Source organism: Streptomyces sp. NPDC039462, from assembly GCF_055639375.1.
In genome coordinates, this window is the sequence record NZ_JBVKAO010000002.1 from 630320 (window position 1) to 646077 (window position 15758).

13 protein-coding genes and 1 riboswitch are annotated in these 15758 nt (G+C 68.8%); of the genes, 8 read left to right on the forward strand and 5 right to left on the reverse strand.

Going from position 1 to position 15758, the window contains the following annotated elements; all coding sequences use genetic code 11:
- Nucleotides 1-14: 14 nt before the first annotated feature.
- Nucleotides 15-1289, reverse strand: coding sequence for an extracellular solute-binding protein (locus ACZ7LU_RS13370; RefSeq protein WP_471916753.1), 1275 nt, complete (start codon nt 1287-1289; stop codon nt 15-17).
- A gap of 326 nt (nt 1290-1615) precedes the next feature.
- Here ACZ7LU_RS13370 and ACZ7LU_RS13375 point away from each other — a divergent pair, with 326 nt between their 5' ends.
- From ACZ7LU_RS13375 to ACZ7LU_RS13410, 8 genes are all read left to right on the forward strand, one after another.
- Nucleotides 1616-2398, forward strand: a complete 783-nt coding sequence (locus tag ACZ7LU_RS13375; protein ID WP_398301448.1) for a GntR family transcriptional regulator — start codon at nt 1616-1618, stop codon at nt 2396-2398.
- A gap of 99 nt (nt 2399-2497) precedes the next feature.
- On the forward strand, nt 2498-4648 hold the full coding sequence (locus ACZ7LU_RS13380; RefSeq protein WP_471916754.1) for a carbon starvation CstA family protein: 2151 nt from the start codon (nt 2498-2500) through the stop codon (nt 4646-4648).
- On the forward strand, nt 4645-4842 hold the full coding sequence (locus ACZ7LU_RS13385) for a CstA-like transporter-associated (seleno)protein (protein ID WP_398301020.1): 198 nt from the start codon (nt 4645-4647) through the stop codon (nt 4840-4842). The genes ACZ7LU_RS13380 and ACZ7LU_RS13385 overlap by 4 nt, the downstream gene beginning before the upstream one ends.
- Before the next feature lie 110 nt (nt 4843-4952).
- Nucleotides 4953-5207: a DUF3311 domain-containing protein gene (locus ACZ7LU_RS13390; protein ID WP_398301018.1), complete on the forward strand. Its 255-nt coding sequence runs from the start codon at nt 4953-4955 to the stop codon at nt 5205-5207.
- Nucleotides 5204-6832, forward strand: a complete 1629-nt coding sequence (gene mctP, locus ACZ7LU_RS13395) for a monocarboxylate uptake permease MctP (RefSeq protein WP_398301017.1) — start codon at nt 5204-5206, stop codon at nt 6830-6832. Before ACZ7LU_RS13390 ends, mctP begins: the two co-directional genes overlap by 4 nt.
- Before the next feature lie 79 nt (nt 6833-6911).
- Nucleotides 6912-7412 (forward strand): GNAT family N-acetyltransferase, encoded by a 501-nt coding sequence (locus ACZ7LU_RS13400; RefSeq protein WP_471916755.1) that lies wholly within the window; start codon nt 6912-6914, stop codon nt 7410-7412.
- A gap of 61 nt (nt 7413-7473) precedes the next feature.
- Nucleotides 7474-7596: riboswitch (cobalamin riboswitch) on the forward strand.
- Between the two features lie 131 nt (nt 7597-7727).
- Nucleotides 7728-10136 carry a ribonucleoside-diphosphate reductase subunit alpha gene (locus ACZ7LU_RS13405; RefSeq protein WP_471916756.1) on the forward strand — a complete coding sequence of 803 codons (2409 nt, stop codon included), beginning with the start codon at nt 7728-7730 and terminating at the stop codon, nt 10134-10136.
- Nucleotides 10136-11158 carry a ribonucleotide-diphosphate reductase subunit beta gene (locus ACZ7LU_RS13410; protein WP_398301011.1) on the forward strand — a complete coding sequence of 341 codons (1023 nt, stop codon included), beginning with the start codon at nt 10136-10138 and terminating at the stop codon, nt 11156-11158. Before ACZ7LU_RS13405 ends, ACZ7LU_RS13410 begins: the two co-directional genes overlap by 1 nt.
- Before the next feature lie 67 nt (nt 11159-11225).
- Here the strand turns inward: ACZ7LU_RS13410 and ACZ7LU_RS13415 are convergent, their stop codons facing one another.
- From ACZ7LU_RS13415 to ACZ7LU_RS13430, 4 genes are all read right to left on the reverse strand, one after another.
- A complete protein-coding gene (locus tag ACZ7LU_RS13415; protein ID WP_471916757.1) occupies nt 11226-12602 on the reverse strand; it encodes a bifunctional albaflavenone monooxygenase/terpene synthase in 1377 nt (458 codons plus the stop codon).
- A complete protein-coding gene (cyc1, locus tag ACZ7LU_RS13420) occupies nt 12599-13723 on the reverse strand; it encodes an epi-isozizaene synthase (protein WP_468311295.1) in 1125 nt (374 codons plus the stop codon). Before cyc1 ends, ACZ7LU_RS13415 begins: the two co-directional genes overlap by 4 nt.
- A gap of 315 nt (nt 13724-14038) precedes the next feature.
- Nucleotides 14039-14689, reverse strand: a complete 651-nt coding sequence (gene def, locus ACZ7LU_RS13425; protein ID WP_398301005.1) for a peptide deformylase — start codon at nt 14687-14689, stop codon at nt 14039-14041.
- A 63-nt stretch (nt 14690-14752) separates the two neighbouring features.
- On the reverse strand, nt 14753-15733 hold the full coding sequence (locus ACZ7LU_RS13430) for a tetratricopeptide repeat protein (RefSeq protein ID WP_362996329.1): 981 nt from the start codon (nt 15731-15733) through the stop codon (nt 14753-14755).
- Between the last annotated feature and the right edge of the window lie 25 nt (nt 15734-15758).

A 15758-nucleotide genomic window follows, 5' to 3' on the forward strand; every position in this document is an offset into this window, starting at 1 on the left:
CAAGAGGGGGGTTGTTACTGCTTCTGCGACAGGCGCTTGTTGAGCTCGCCCTCGACCTGCTTGGCGGCGTCGGCAGGCGACTTACCGTTGAGCACCGCGGTCATGTAGTTCTTGATCGGGTTCGGCGGGTTCTCCACCGCGCCCCACTCCGGGATCAGCGGGGTGGTGCCGCCGCCGGCGGTGGCGGGGGCAGCGGCCTCGGCGGCCGGGTTGCCCTTGAGGTTGGACTCCAGGGCCTTCTTGTTCGGGATCACGCCGCCTTCCTTGGCGAGCTGGCCCTCGAACTTGTCGGACAGCGCGATCTTCAGGAACTCCTTGGCGAGCTCCTGCTTCTTGCTGGTCGCGGCGACGGCGAGGTTGGAGCCGCCGAGGAAGACGCCCTCAGGCTTGTCGGCCGTGGCGCCGGGGATCGTGAAGTAGCCGATGTCCTTCTCGATCTTCTTGTTGGCCTTGATCGCGGTCGCGGCCTCCCAGCTCATCCCGATGAAGGCGCCGGTCTTGCCCTTGGCGAAGACCTCGGCCTGCTGCGGGGTGGCCTCGTCCTTGTTCTTGGGGGCCTTGGAGAGGTCCGCGAACTGCTTGTACGTCTTCATGGCCTTGCCGACCTTGGGGTCGCCGAGGTTGGAGACGTACTTGTCGCCGTCCTTCTTGACCAGCTCGGCGCCCTCACCGATGGTCAGGCCGACGAAGTGGTACCAGTTCTGGCCGGGCAGGTAGATCGGCTCGGCGTCGGTCTTCTCGCCGATCTGCTTGAGGTTCTTGAGGAACTCGGCGCGGGTCTTGGGGGTCTCCCTGATGCCCGCGTCGGCCCAGACCTTCTTGTTGTAGATGACGACGCGGTTGAGGACGAAGAGGGGGGCGGCGTACTGCTTGCCGTCCACGACCGACGACTTGTTCATCGAGTCGGTCCAGTCGGAGCCGATGGACTCCTTGAGGTCGTCGAGCTCGGCGAGACCGCCGGTCTTGGCGTATGCCGGGGTCTGCGTGTTGCCGATCTCGAAGACGTCCGGGGGGTTCTCCTCGGAGAGGGCGGTGGTCAGCTTCTGCTGGATGCCGTTCCACTGCTGGACTTCGAACTTCAGCTTCGCGCCGGTCTTCTTCTCGAAGGCCGCCGTGACGTCCTTCTGCCACTGGTCCGGCGTCGAACCGTCCATCGCCCAGAGCGTCAGGGTCTCACCCTTGAAGCTGTCGGCTCCCCCGGCCTTCTTCTCGTCGTCGTCGCTGCCGCAGGCCGCGACCGAGACCAACATGCCCGCGACACCGATGGCCGCTATGAGCTTGCGCTTCACGTTCACCCTCCTCAAGGGATGCCAGTCAACCCCCCACCCGCAGCGACCGAATGGACCGAGATCTGCCCGTGGGACTGGAACCTGGTCTTTAATGGTGTAGACCAGTACGGGGAGCTTGGCCTAGACCTTTAGGGGTGTCAAGGGTGTATAAGAAGGGCAGTCGCGTCCGTTATCGGACCGACACCTGAGCGGGCGGAGTCTTCCCCGAAGCTCTCGACTTCGCTCGACCAGGGGGCGCCCCGATGGCCCGGTACGTGCCACGATGTGAGCCGCGACAGACGGAGGAGCCGGTGACGGCAGCAGCACAGGAGCCGGAGAGGCAGCAGATGGGCACTGAGGCCGGCAGCACCGGGACCGATGTGAGCGCGCCTTCGGAGGGCCCGAGCGTCGGCCGCACCGCGCGCGTGCCCAAGTACTACCGCCTCAAGCGGCACTTGCTGGACATGACGGAGACGCTGCCGCCCGGCACCCCCGTCCCCCCGGAGCGCACCCTCGCCGCCGAGTTCGACACCTCCCGCACGACGGTCCGCCAGGCCCTCCAGGAGCTGGTCGTCGAGGGCCGGCTCGAACGGATCCAGGGCAAGGGCACCTTCGTCGCCAAGCCGAAGGTGTCGCAGGCCCTCCAACTCACCTCGTACACGGAGGACATGCGGGCCCAGGGCCTGGAGCCCACCTCGCAGCTCCTCGACATCGGCTACATCACCGCCGACGACACCCTCGCGGGGCTCCTCGACATAAGCGCGGGCGGCCGCGTCCTGCGCATCGAGCGGCTCCGGCTCGCCAACGGCGAGGCGATGGCCATCGAGACCACCCACCTGTCGGCGAAGCGCTTCCCCGCCCTGCGCCGCTCCCTGGTCAAGTACACCTCGCTCTACACGGCGCTCGCCGAGGTGTACGACGTGCACCTCGCCGAGGCCGAGGAGACCATCGAGACCTCGCTCGCAACGCCGCGCGAGGCCGGGCTGCTCGGCACCGACGTCGGCCTGCCGATGCTGCTCCTGTCCCGCCACTCCCAGGACGGCGACGGCCGGCCGGTGGAGTGGGTGCGCTCCGTCTACCGCGGCGACCGGTACAAGTTCGTCGCCCGCCTCAAGAGACCCACGGACTGACACCCGTCCGAGGTCTGGCGCCGGACGGCTCCGCTGCTCTACGTTCCTCCCGTCATCGCACGATGACCGTCATCGCCTGATGAGCGGGAGGACGACCCGGTGCGCAGAGCGACTCCTCGATCCATCGTCATCTGGTCCCTCGTCGCGCTGGTCGGCGCCGCGGGCTGGACCGTCCTGGCGCTCGCGCGCGACGAGGAGGTGTCGGCCGCCTGGCTGGTGGCGGCGGCCCTCGGCACGTACGCCATCGCGTACCGCTTCTACGCGAAGTTCATCGCCTACAAGGTCCTCAAGGTCGACAGGACCCGCGCCACCCCGGCCGAGCGGCTCGACAACGGCATCGACTTCCACCCCACCGACCGGCGCGTGCTGCTCGGCCACCACTTCGCGGCGATCGCGGGCGCCGGACCGCTGGTCGGCCCGGTCCTCGCCGCCCAGATGGGGTACCTGCCAGGCACCATCTGGATCATCGTCGGCGTGATCTTCGCGGGCGCCGTGCAGGACATGGTCGTGCTGTTCTTCTCGACGCGGCGCGACGGCAAGTCGCTCGGGCAGATGGCGCGCGAGGAGATCGGCCCGTTCGGGGGCGCCGCCGCCCTGCTCGCCACCTTCGCCATCATGATCATCTTGCTCGGGGTGCTCGCGCTCGTCATCGTCAACGCGCTCGCCGAGTCGCCGTGGGGCACCTTCTCCATCGCGATGACGATCCCGATCGCCCTGCTGATGGGCTTCTATCTGCGGGTCCTGCGCCCCGGCCGGGTCAGCGAGGTCTCCCTGATCGGCGTCGCCCTGCTGCTCCTCGCGCTCGTCGCCGGGCGCTGGGTCGCCGAGTCGTCGCTCGCCGACACCTTCACGCTGGCCCCCTCGACGCTGGTCATCTGGCTGGTGGCGTACGGCTTCGTCGCCTCGATCCTGCCGGTGTGGATGCTGCTCGCGCCGCGCGACTACCTCTCCACCTTCATGAAGATCGGCACCATCGTCCTGCTCGCGCTGGGCGTCGTGATCAGCCTGCCGACGCTGAAGATGGACCCGGTGACCGACTTCGCCTCGCGCGGCGACGGGCCCGTCTTCGCGGGCTCGCTCTTCCCCTTCGTCTTCATCACCATCGCCTGCGGGGCGCTCTCCGGCTTTCACGCGCTGATCTCCTCGGGCACGACGCCCAAGATGATCCAGAAGGAGACGCAGGTCCGGATGATCGGCTACGGCTCCATGCTGATGGAGTCGTCCGTCGCGGTCATGGCGCTCGTCGCCGCCTCGATCATCGACCCGGGTCTCTACTTCGCGATGAACGCGCCGGCGGGCGTCGTCGGCGACACCGTCCAGGAGGCGTCGAAGGCCGTCGCGGGGTTCGGGTACTCCATCTCGCCGGCCGATCTGGCGCAGGCCGCGAAGAACGTGGAGGAGTCCTCGCTGCTCTCCCGCACCGGCGGCGCGCCCACGCTCGCGGTCGGCGTCTCGGAGATCTTCTCCAAGGTCACCGGCGGCTCGATGCGGGCCTTCTGGTACCACTTCGCGATCATGTTTGAGGCGCTGTTCATCCTGACCGCGCTCGACGCGGGCACCCGCGTGGGCCGCTTCATGCTGCAGGACATGCTCGGCAACGTCTACAAGCCGTTCAGGAAGGTGAGCTGGAAGCCCGGCCTGATCATCACCAGCGCGCTCGTCACCGGGCTGTGGGGCTACTTCCTGTGGGTGGGCGTGCACGAGCCGCTCGGCGGGATCAACCAGCTCTTCCCGATCTTCGGCATCGCCAACCAGCTCCTCGCGGCCGTCGCCCTCGCCGTCTGCACCACGCTGCTCGTGAAGTCCGGACGCCTCAAGTGGGCCTGGATCACCGGTGTTCCGCTCGCCTGGGACGCGACGGTGACGCTCACCGCGAGCTGGCAGAAGGTGTTCTCCGGCGATCCGCGCGTCGGCTTCTTCCAGCAGCGCGCCAACTACCAGGACGCCATCGACGAGGGCAAGATCCTGCCGCCCGCCAAGACGATGGACGACATGCACACCGTCGTGACCAACTCGACGGTGGACGGCGTCCTTTCGGCGGCGCTCGCCCTGCTCATCGTCATCGTGATCGTGGACGCGGCTCGCGTCTGCGTCCGGCACGTCCGCAACCCCGCCGCCTCACGGCTGAGCGAAGCGCCTTATGTGGAATCGGAGTTGATCGCGCCGGCCGGACTCTTCGCGACCGCGGAGGAGAAACGGGAACTCGCGGAGAAGCAGGAGCTCGCGGGGGCGCGGGAGCCCGCCCCGTGACATGGGTGCTGCGAGGGCTGCGATGGATCCGCTGGTACGCGCGGGAGCTGACGGACGAGTCGGCGTACGACCGCTATGTGGCTCATTTACGAAGGGACCATCCGACCGCAACCGTCCCCAGCCGCCGCGCATTTGAGCGCATGCGGACAGACCAGCAGGAGTCGGACCCTCGAAAGGGCTTCCGCTGCTGCTGAGCAGGCATATTGACTCGTCCGTTATCCGGACAGGGGTTCCATAGATCAAGACTCTCGCTTAGATTTCCCGCACGTTAAGCATGGGATAAGCGAGGGAACGGAGCCGCGATATGTCAGATGCGCCTGAAGTGAACAGACCGGTCGTCACGCCGGTCCGCGTGGTCATCGCCGTCTGCCTTGTCGCGCCGTTCGTGGCGATGCTGTGGGTGAGCTCCTACGCCAAGATCGAGCCGACCTTCATCGGCATCCCCTTCTTCTACTGGTACCAGATGCTGTGGGTGCTCATCTCCACGGTGCTCACGATGATCGCTTACAAGCTGTGGCAGCGTGACCAGCGCGCCCGCAAGGAAGGGGCGCGGTCATGAAGGACGGAGTCAACGGCGTCGCCCTCGCGGTCTTCATCTTCTTCTTCCTCGCGGTCACCGTCATGGGCTTCCTCGCGGCCCGCTGGCGCAAGGCCGAGAACGACCAGAGCCTCGACGAATGGGGCCTCGGCGGGCGGTCGTTCGGCACCTGGGTCACCTGGTTCCTGCTCGGCGGCGACCTCTACACCGCGTACACCTTCGTGGCCGTCCCCGCGGCGATCTACGCGGCGGGCGCGGCCGGCTTCTTCGCCGTGCCGTACACGATCCTCGTCTATCCGCTGATCTTCACCTTCCTGCCGCGCCTGTGGTCGGTCTCGCACAAGCACGGCTATGTGACCACCTCCGACTTCGTGCGCGGGCGCTTCGGCTCCAAGGGGCTCTCGCTGGCCGTCGCGGTCACCGGCATCCTCGCCACGATGCCGTACATCGCGCTCCAACTGGTCGGCATCCAGGCCGTCCTGGACGTCATGGGCATCGGCGGCGGCCCCGACACCAACTGGTTCATCAAGGACCTGCCGCTGCTGATCGCGTTCGCGGTGCTCGCCGCGTACACGTACTCGTCGGGGCTGCGCGCGCCCGCGCTGATCGCGTTCGTGAAGGACGGCCTGATCTATCTCGTCATCGTCGTCGCGATCATCTACATCCCGATCAAGCTCGGCGGCTTCGACGACATCTTCGCCAAGGCGGGCGAGGCGTTCTCGCAGACCAACCCGGCGACCGACAAGCCGCGTGGCGCGCTCGCGCCGCCGGAGGCCGGTCAGTGGACGTACGCGACCCTGGCGCTCGGCTCGGCCCTCGCGCTCTTCATGTACCCGCACTCGATCACGGCGACGCTCTCCTCCAAGAGCCGGAACGTGATCCGCCGCAACACCACGATCCTGCCCCTGTACTCCCTGATGCTGGGCCTGCTCGCGCTGCTCGGCTTCATGGCGATCGCGGCCGGGGTGAAGGTCGAGAACGGCCAGCTGGCGATCCCGCAGCTCTTCGAGAACATGTTCCCGGACTGGTTCACGGGCGTCGCGTTCGCCGCTATCGGCATCGGCGCGCTCGTCCCGGCAGCCATCATGTCCATCGCGGCCGCGAACCTCTTCACCCGGAACATCTACAAGGACTTCATCAAGCCCGACGCGACGCCCGAGCAGGAGACCAAGGTCTCCAAGCTGGTCTCGCTCATGGTGAAGGTGGGCGCCCTCGTCTTCGTCCTCGGCATGGACAAGACCGTCGCGATCAACTTCCAGCTCCTGGGCGGCATCTGGATCCTGCAGACGATGCCCGCGCTGGTCGGCGGCCTGTTCACCCGGTGGTTCCACCGCTGGGCGCTGCTCGCCGGCTGGGCGGTCGGCATGGTCTACGGCACGCTCGCCGCGTACGGCGTCGCCTCGCCCACGCAGAAGCACTTCGGCGGCTCGTCCGACACGATCCCGGGCATCGGCGAGATCGGCTACATCGGCCTCACCGCGTTCGTCCTGAACGTGGTCGTGACCGTGGTCCTCACCTTCGTCCTGAAGGCGCTGAAGGCGCCCGAGGGCATCGACGAGACGTCGCCGGAGGACTACACGGCGGACGCGGGCGACCCCGGTGTCATACAGGAACTGCCGAAGGCGACGGCGGGCGCCGGACACTGATCCCTGCCACCGCGCACGCGACTCGGGCCGCCGGAAAAACCGGCGGCCCTTTGTCGTACCCGTGTTGCACACTGCGCCCATGGATTTCACGATCAGCATCAGAGAGGCACGACCCGAGGATCACGAGGCCATCGGCGACCTCACCGCGCAGGCCTATCTCTTCGACGGGCATCTGGACTTCGGAGCGGACGACCCCTATCTCGCGGTGCTGCGCGACGTGCCGTCGCGGGCGGCGGCGGCCGAGGTCCTGGTGGCCGCGGCGGACGGAAAGGTGCTCGGCTGCGTCACCTACGTGCCGTCCGGCGGGCCGATGGCCGACATCGCGCGGGACGGCGAGGCCGAGATACGCATGCTGGCCGTCTCCCCCGAGGCGCGGGGCCGGGGTGTGGGCGAGACGCTCGTACGGGAGTGCGTGCGGCGCGCCGAGGAGGCGGGCCGCGGCGCGCTCGTCCTGTCCACGCAGACGTCCATGCACGCCGCCCACCGGCTGTACGAGCGCCTCGGCTTCGTGCGGACGCCCGAGCGCGACTGGAACCCGATCGAGACGGTGCCGCTGCTGACGTACGCGCTGAAACTCTAGCCGCCCCCTCTGCGGGCCGACACAAGATGTGGGCCTGCTTCAAGAGCGCGGCACAAGATGTATGCTCATGCTCGCTGTCGCCGCAGGGGAATCCGGTGCAAGTCCGGAACTGTCCCGCAACGGTAGACGTGTACGCATTTGTCGTACGCGGAGTCCGAAGACCTGCCGGCAGTGCACCCGTGCCGTCCGGCCCGGGTGCCGACCGTCCGGGCCTCGTGGAATGGGCCGGTGGACGCGGTACGCCGCCCTGCCCGGGTGCGCCCGTGTGTGCCGTCCTCTCCCCCAGGCCCAGAGCCGAGCGAGGGAGAGCTCCACGTGACCATCGCGCCTGCCGAACCTGCGTCAGCGCCGTCACAGTCGACCGCCGAGGGTACCGAAGGCACCGACGGACCCGGGGCCGCGCTGCTGCGGACCCTGACCGACCTCACCGCCGACCTCCCCGACACCGACCCCGGCCGGGTCGCCGCCGCCGCGCTGCGCGGCCGCTCGGCCCGGGCCGACGAGGCGGAGCTGCGCGAGCTGGCGACCGAGGCGGCCGCGGGGCTCATCTCGGAGGACCCTGCCTACTCCAAGCTGGCGGCCCGGCTCCTGTCGATCGGCATCCGCGAGGAGGCGGCGACACAGGGCGTGCGCTCCTTCACCGACTCCGTCGCGGTCGGCCACCGCGAGGGCCTGATCGCCGACCGCACGGCGTCCTTCGTCACCGAGCACGCGGCCCGGCTCGACGCGCTGGTGGAGGCCGCGCTCGCCGACGGCGCCGACTTCCGCTTCGAGTACTTCGGACTGCGCACCCTGCACAGCCGCTATCTGCTGCGCCACCCGATCACCCGCCAGGTCATCGAGACCCCGCAGCACTTCATGCTGCGCGTGGCGAGCGGCCTCGCGGAGGACGGCAGCGAACGCGCGCTCGACGAGGTCGCCGCGCTGTACCGCCTGATGAGCCGCCTGGACTACCTGCCGTCCTCGCCGACGCTCTTCAACTCCGGCACCCGCCACCCGCAGATGTCGTCCTGCTACCTCCTCGACTCCCCGCTGGACGAGCTCGACTCGATCTACGACCGCTACCACCAGGTCGCGCGGCTCTCCAAGCACGCGGGCGGCATCGGTCTCTCGTACTCCCGCATCCGCTCCCGGGGTTCGCTGATCCGCGGGACGAACGGGCACTCCAACGGCATCGTGCCGTTCCTGAAGACCCTGGACGCCTCGGTCGCCGCCGTGAACCAGGGCGGCCGGCGCAAGGGCGCGGCCGCGGTCTACCTGGAGACCTGGCACTCCGACATCGAGGAGTTCCTGGAGCTGCGCGACAACACCGGTGAGGACCAGCGGCGCACGCACAACCTCAACCTCGCGCACTGGATCCCCGACGAGTTCATGCGCCGGGTCGCCGCCGACCAGCCGTGGTCGCTGTTCTCGCCGTCCGACGTGCCCGAGCTCGTCGACCTGTGGGGTGAGGAGTTCGACGCCGCATACCGGCGGGCGGAGGCGGCAGGGCTCGCGAAGAAGACCATCCCCGCGCGGGACCTGTACGGCCGCATGATGCGCACCCTCGCGCAGACCGGCAACGGCTGGATGACGTTCAAGGACGCCGCCAACCGCACCGCCAACCAGACGGCGGAGCCCGGCCACACCGTGCACTCCTCGAACCTCTGCACGGAGATCCTGGAGGTGACGGACGACGGGGAGACGGCCGTCTGCAACCTCGGCTCGGTGAACCTCGGCGCGTTCGTGGACCCGGCCGCCCAGGACATCGACTGGGAGCGGCTTGACGACACCGTCCGCACCGCCGTCACCTTCCTCGACCGCGTCGTCGACATCAACTTCTACCCGACCGAGCAGGCCGGCCGCTCCAACGCCAAGTGGCGCCCGGTGGGCCTCGGCGCGATGGGTCTCCAGGACGTCTTCTTCCAGCTGAAGCTGCCCTTCGACTCCCCCGAGGCGCGGGCGCTCTCCACCCGGATCGCCGAGCGGATCATGCTCGGCGCGTACGAGGCGTCCGCGGACCTCGCCGAGCGCAACGGCCCGCTGCCCGCCTGGGAGAAGACCCGCACCGCGCGCGGCGTGCTGCACCCCGACCACTACGACGTCGAGCTGACCTGGCCGGAGCGGTGGGCGGCGCTGCGGGCCCGCATCGCCACCACCGGCATGCGCAACTCGCTGCTCCTCGCCATCGCGCCGACCGCGACCATCGCGTCCATCGCGGGCGTCTACGAGTGCATCGAGCCGCAGGTCTCCAACCTCTTCAAGCGCGAGACGCTGTCCGGCGAGTTCCTCCAGGTCAACGCCTATCTCGTGAAGGAGCTGAAGCGGCTCGGCGTCTGGGACGCGCAGACCCGCGAGGCGCTGCGCGAGGCCAACGGCTCGGTGCAGGGCTTCGGCTGGATCCCCGAGGACGTGCGGGCGCTGTACCGCACGGCGTGGGAGATCCCGCAGCGCGGCCTGATCGACATGGCCGCGGCGCGCACACCGTTCCTCGACCAGGCGCAGTCGCTCAACCTGTTCCTGGAGACGCCGACCATCGGCAAGCTCTCCTCGATGTACGCGTACGCCTGGCAGTCGGGCCTGAAGACCACGTACTACCTGCGCTCGCGCCCCGCCACCCGCATCGCCCGCGCCGCCGGCGGCTCCCAGACCGCCGCCACCGCCCCCGTCCCCGCGCAGGCCACGGCCGAGGAAGCCGTCGCCTGCTCCCTGGAAAACCCCGAGTCCTGCGAGGCCTGCCAGTAATGAGCACGACGACCAACAGCGAGAAGAACCTCCTCGACCCGGGCTTCGAGCTGACCCTGCGCCCCATGCGCTACCCGGACTTCTACGAGCGCTACCGGGACGCGATCAAGAACACCTGGACCGTCGAGGAGGTCGACCTCCACTCGGACGTCGCCGACCTGGCGAAGATGACGCCCGAGGAGCAGCACCTGATCGGCCGGCTCGTCGCGTTCTTCGCGACCGGCGACTCGATCGTCTCCAACAACCTCGTGCTCACGCTCTACAAGCACATCAACTCCCCCGAGGCCCGGCTCTACCTGAGCCGTCAGCTCTTCGAGGAGGCCGTGCACGTCCAGTTCTATCTGACGCTGCTCGACACCTATCTGCCCGACCCCGAGGACCGGGCGGCTGCTTTCGATGCGGTGGAGGAGATCCCCTCGATCCGCGAGAAGGCACAGTTCTGCTTCAAGTGGATGGACTCGGTCGAGAAGCTGGACCGCCTCGAGACGCAGGCCGACCGCCGCCGCTTCCTGCTCAACCTCATCTGCTTCGCGGCGTGCATCGAGGGCCTCTTCTTCTACGGCGCCTTCGCGTACGTCTACTGGTTCCGCAGCCGCGGTCTGCTGCACGGCCTGGCGACCGGCACCAACTGGGTGTTCCGTGACGAGACGATGCACATGAGCTTCGCCTTCGACGTCGTCGACACCGTCCGCAAGGAGGAGCCCGAACTCTTCGACGACGCGCTCCAGACGCAGGTGACGGACATGCTGAAGGAGGCCGTCGAGGCCGAGCTGCAGTTCGCCCGCGACCTGTGCGGCGACGGTCTGCCGGGCATGAACACCGACTCGATGCGCGAGTACCTGGAGTGCGTCGCCGACCAGCGCCTCCAGCGCCTCGGCTTCGCGCCGGTCTACGGCTCCGAGAACCCGTTCTCCTTCATGGAGCTCCAGGGCGTGCAGGAGCTGACCAACTTCTTCGAGCGGCGGCCTTCGGCGTACCAGGTCGCGGTCGAGGGCTCGGTCTCCTTCGACGACGAGTTCTAGACGAATCACGTCCTTATGCGGTGTGCCCGCCCCGCCCGTTCACCGGGTGGGGCGGGCACGCGCGCGTTCAGCGCGGCCGGGCCCGCAGGACGAGCCGCTTCGGGTGCAGGGTGATGCCGACCTTGGTGCGGGCGTCGGTCTCCTCGACCGGCTCCAGGCGCCACTTGGGAGCCACCGTCCCCAGGATCAGGGCGAGTTCGGCCAGGCTGAAGTGGTCGCCGGGGCACTTCCGGTTGCCGACGCCGAACGGCATCATCGCGAACTCCGGTACGTCACCGGCGCGTTCCGGATTCCAGCGGTCGGGGTCGAAGTCGAGGTGCCGCTCGAAGGAACGCGGGTCGCGCTGCATCGCGTACACGCTGTAGACGATGTCCGCGTCGGCCGGAATCGAATAGCCGCCCAGCTCGGTTTCGGCCACGGACCGGCGCGTGAATATCCAGGCGGCCGGTCGTATACGCATCGCCTCGGTGACGACATTGCGGGTGTGCCGCAGGGCCTTGAGATCGGCGAATGTGATCGCGCGATCCGGGGCCACGGAATTTACCTCTTCAACCAACCGCCTTTCCTGCTCAGGGTGTTCGGTCAGCAGCTGGAACGTCCACGCCAGCGTCGACGCCACATTCTCCGCACCCGCCACGACGAGCGATACCACGTTGTCGTGGATCTCCTGGTCGGCTATGGGCTCCCCGGCCTCGTCCGTGGCCCTGAGCAATTCCGCGAGCAGGTCGTCGGGGCCGTCCGGGCCCGCCGCGCGGCGCTCCGCGACGACCTCGTCGACGAGCGCGTGCAGGTCGGCGAGCGCGCTCTCGAACCGCCGGTTGGCGGGGGTCGGCACGCGGTGGAGCGGTCCGACCGAGAGCACCATCCGGCGGTAGAGGCCCTCGAAGACGGTGTGCAGCGAGTCGGCGATGCGGTCCGCCTTCTCCCTGATCGAGTCGACCTCCAGGAGGGAGCGCGAGACGATGCGCACGGCGGTGCGGAACATCTCCGCGCTCACGTCGACCGTGGCGCCCGGCTGCCAGCGGGCCGCCGTGGCGCGCGCCTCCTCCTCCATCACCTTGGCGTAGTCGGCGATCCGTTCGGGGCGGAAGGCGGGCTGCATCATGCGCCGCTGGCGGCGGTGCAGCTTGCCGTTGCTGGTCGCCACGCCCTTGCCGAGGAGCACCTCCAGGGTGTCCCAGAGCGGTCCGCCGACGATGTACTCGGGGTTCTTCAGCAGGGCCCCGACCAGTTGCGGATCGCACACCACGTACGCCGTCCGGGGTCCCAGCCTGATCCGTACGAGATCCCCGTGGTCGCGCAGCGCCGAGAGGAAGCCGAGCGGGTCGCGCACGAGGTTCCAGGCGTGGCCGAGCACCGGGGCCCCGCCCCGGACGAGGGGCGGGGTGCGCAGTGGTCCGGGGCCGGAAGCGGGGGGCGCGGGTATCGCGGATTCGACGCTCATTCCTCACCTACCAGTTCGTTTTCCGCCAGGGCTTCTTCGGTCACGTACGGGGGGATGGACCTGTCGTCCCAGCTGTCCACCCGATAGCGGCCGGATTCGTGATGGAACCAGTACACGGAAGAGAACCAGTTCCGCATGTTGAAGACGCAGGATTTCACCGCGTCCGCGAGTTCCCTGCCGCTCTCGCTGCCGGCCGCCAATTCTTCGGCGTACAGAAGAACTTCCCGTTCGGCTTCGATGAATTCTGTGACGCATTGACTGACGCGCCTGTGAACTTCCCGCACCGCCTCTTCCAGCCTCATTCCCTCGTGTTGGATGAGGCTGATTCCGAGATTGTGCAGTTCGTCGCCCGCGAGTTCTTTCGGGAGTGAGCACAGGTCGTTGTACCAGGCCGAGAAGTCCTGGGTCGCCAGTGCCGCCCGCCGATAGGCGGGGTGTCTGCGCACGGCGTCCGGCAGCTCGTACCGTGCGGTGGGTTCGAGGAGGTCGATCCACGCCCAGTGCGCGAACGTGAGGCGGCGCAGCTCTATGTACGCCTCGACGGTGGGCACGGTGCCGAACCGGCGGTTCCTGAACTCCTGGTCGTACGCCTCGATCACCGGGTGGAAGTGCCGGGCGAACCTGGCGTTCCAGCTGGGGCTCAGGGAGGAGTACAGGCGGAGCACGCAGTCCGCGAACCCCGCGACCAGCGGATCCTTGTGGTGCACGTACTGCCGGGGTTCGTCGAGGGTGCCGTGCAGGCCCCGGCAGAGCCGCCGCCACTGGGCCGTCCTGCCGTGCACCGAGTCCCGGTCGTGCCGGTCGTCCCAGGCGAAGAACCAGCTGCTGAGGTCCGCTATCGCGGTGAGCAACTCGTCCGGCGCGCCGATGTAGTAGCCGGCGACCAGATCCGTGTAGCAGAGGCTGTCCGCGTACCGCTCGACCTTGTCCGGGGGCATGAGCCGCATTTCGCGCAGCCACGTCCTGGACTTCTCCTGAAGCTTTGGCCAATACGGGTGCAGACGGCGAGGGAAGGTCGCCTCGATCACCGGAAGGGCCAGTGCAGGCGGCACCGTTACCGCCGATGACCGTGGCCGTGTGTGTGGTTGTGTCTGTGAAGTGCTTCCGGAATATGCAGGCACGAACAAACCCCTTTCAGCCGCGCTGAGGACACACGCCCCTCCCGCCGTGCCGGGCGCGCGCCGTTGCGTATCCCCGCGCTTTCCATTCAGCACCACAACTGACCGTTCAGGGAACAGATTTGCGCCATTCACTACCCCCCAGTGCCGAGAACCTCCCCGTACGTGACTGAATATGGATCACTGGCAGCCTGTTCTGCTCGCACAAGCGAGCGGCTCATGCCACGCGCATGCCAACGGCCCCTGGTCAGGGAGGAGTTCCCGAACCAGGGGCCGCTCGTGCCACGCGGTTCCCGCGCCGCTCACGCGGCGCGTGCGTCAGCCATTCGCCACCACGGGGTAGCGCGGGGTGCCTTCTTCCATCTGGCGCAACGCGTCCTTGCGCTCCCGCTTGGAGAGGCGGTCGATGTACAGGTACCCGTACAGGTGGTCCGTCTCGTGCTGGAGGCAGCGCGCGAAGTAGCCCGTGCCGCGCACCTTGATCGGGTTGCCCTTCTCGTCCTGCCCGGTCACCTCGGCGTAGTCCGGGCGGGCCAGCGGGGCGTAGGCCGTCGGGACAGAGAGGCAGCCCTCACCCGAGTCGTCGAGGCGGCGGCGGTCGGCGGGCAGCTCCTGGAGCACCGGGTTGCAGACCACGCCGACGTGGCGCACGCCGTCGTCGTCCATGCAGTCGTAGACGAAGACCTTCAGGTCGACACCGACCTGGTTGGCGGCCACGCCCACGCCCTGCGCGACGCGCTGGGTGGCGAACATGTCGTCGATCAGCTTCGCGAGGTCGTCGTCGAAGGCCGTGACGTCCTTGCACTCCTTGTGCAGCACCGGATTGCCGACGACGGTGATCGGCCGGGACGTACCGCGCTCGCGGTAGGCCGTCTCCCGCTCCTCGCAGTCCTCCGTGTCGATGACGAAGCCCTCGTCGTCGACGGGGAGCACCCCGCCCGAAGCCTGCTGCTCAGTGTCCTGCGCCATGTCCGCCGTACGCCTTCCTTGGAACCCTCAAGAGTTTGTGCCGGTACAGCCTACGGCGAAGTGTCAGCAGACCTCTTCGAGATCCCGCCAGTCACGGGAATCCGGGCTGTCCGCCACCCAGCCGTCGAGCAGCCCGCGCACAAGCCCCGCGGGCGCCGCGAGGCCGCACTCGCGCTCCGGCACCCAGAGGGCGCCCGGGCTGCGGTGGCCGAGCGGGCCCGGGTGGCCCGGCTCGCTGTGGTCGTGCGGGTCCAGGTGCTCGCCGTCGCCCTCGTCGCTCGGCATCCGGGACTCGGAACACATCCGGCAGAGCAGCCGCACGGAGGACGACCAGTCCTCGGCGGCGAAGCCCGCGTCGGCCGCGAGCCGCTCCAGGGCGTCCCTGTCGTCCTCGGTGGCGGCCTCCAGGAGGACCACCCAGGTCGGCACGGGCGAGGGCGCCCACAGCTCGATCTCGTCGAACACGGGGAACGAGTGCCCGGCGGCCGTCGTCCGCTCGCCGTGCGGGACGCCGTCGTGCAGCACGACCTCGCCCCAGCGGCGCCCGGAGGAGGGCAGCGGAATGGACAGGACCTCCATGCGGGCCGGGTCGAGCCGTCGGCCCCACACGACCTCGGCCTCCCCCTCCGGGGAGAGCCGCACGGCCGCGCTGCCGAGGTCCATGCCCGTGGGCTCGCCGGAGGCGGCCACACCGCCCGGCACCCGCAGGCCGTACGCCTGCCAGGCGCGGCGGGCCAGCGGCCAGTCCTGCAGCGCGGTCGCCGCGATGCCGACGTTCCACCAGTCGGGGGCGCCCGCGGAGCGGTCGAGGAGCGCGACGGCCCGCAGTCCGGCCGCCCGCGCCTGCTCCCAGTCGTGCCGGAACTTGTGCAGCAGCGCGAGGTTGAACCAGGACTCGGACAGCCAGGGTTCGAGATCCGCCGCGCGCGTGAGCAGTGCCCCCGCGTCCTCGTACCGGCCGTCGCCGATCAGCGTGAACGCGCGGTCGGTCGCCTGCCGCCATGAGGCGGAGGGCCGGTGCCGTCCCTTGCCGAAGATCCTCACGATTCCCGCCTGATTCCCGCCTGCC

Excerpts from the sequence above, each read along its gene's own strand:
- ACZ7LU_RS13375 (WP_398301448.1), top strand. The coding sequence starts at position 1,616 with ATGGGCACTGAGGCCGGCAGCACCGGGACCGATGTGAGCGCGCCTTCG.
- ACZ7LU_RS13390 (WP_398301018.1), top strand. The coding sequence starts at position 4,953 with ATGTCAGATGCGCCTGAAGTGAACAGACCGGTCGTCACGCCGGTCCGC.
- mctP (WP_398301017.1), top strand. The coding sequence starts at position 5,204 with ATGAAGGACGGAGTCAACGGCGTCGCCCTCGCGGTCTTCATCTTCTTC.
- ACZ7LU_RS13400 (WP_471916755.1), top strand. The coding sequence starts at position 6,912 with ATGGATTTCACGATCAGCATCAGAGAGGCACGACCCGAGGATCACGAG.
- ACZ7LU_RS13410 (WP_398301011.1), top strand. The coding sequence starts at position 10,136 with ATGAGCACGACGACCAACAGCGAGAAGAACCTCCTCGACCCGGGCTTC.
- ACZ7LU_RS13415 (WP_471916757.1), bottom strand. The coding sequence starts at position 12,602 with ATGAGCGTCGAATCCGCGATACCCGCGCCCCCCGCTTCCGGCCCCGGA.
- def (WP_398301005.1), bottom strand. The coding sequence starts at position 14,689 with ATGGCGCAGGACACTGAGCAGCAGGCTTCGGGCGGGGTGCTCCCCGTC.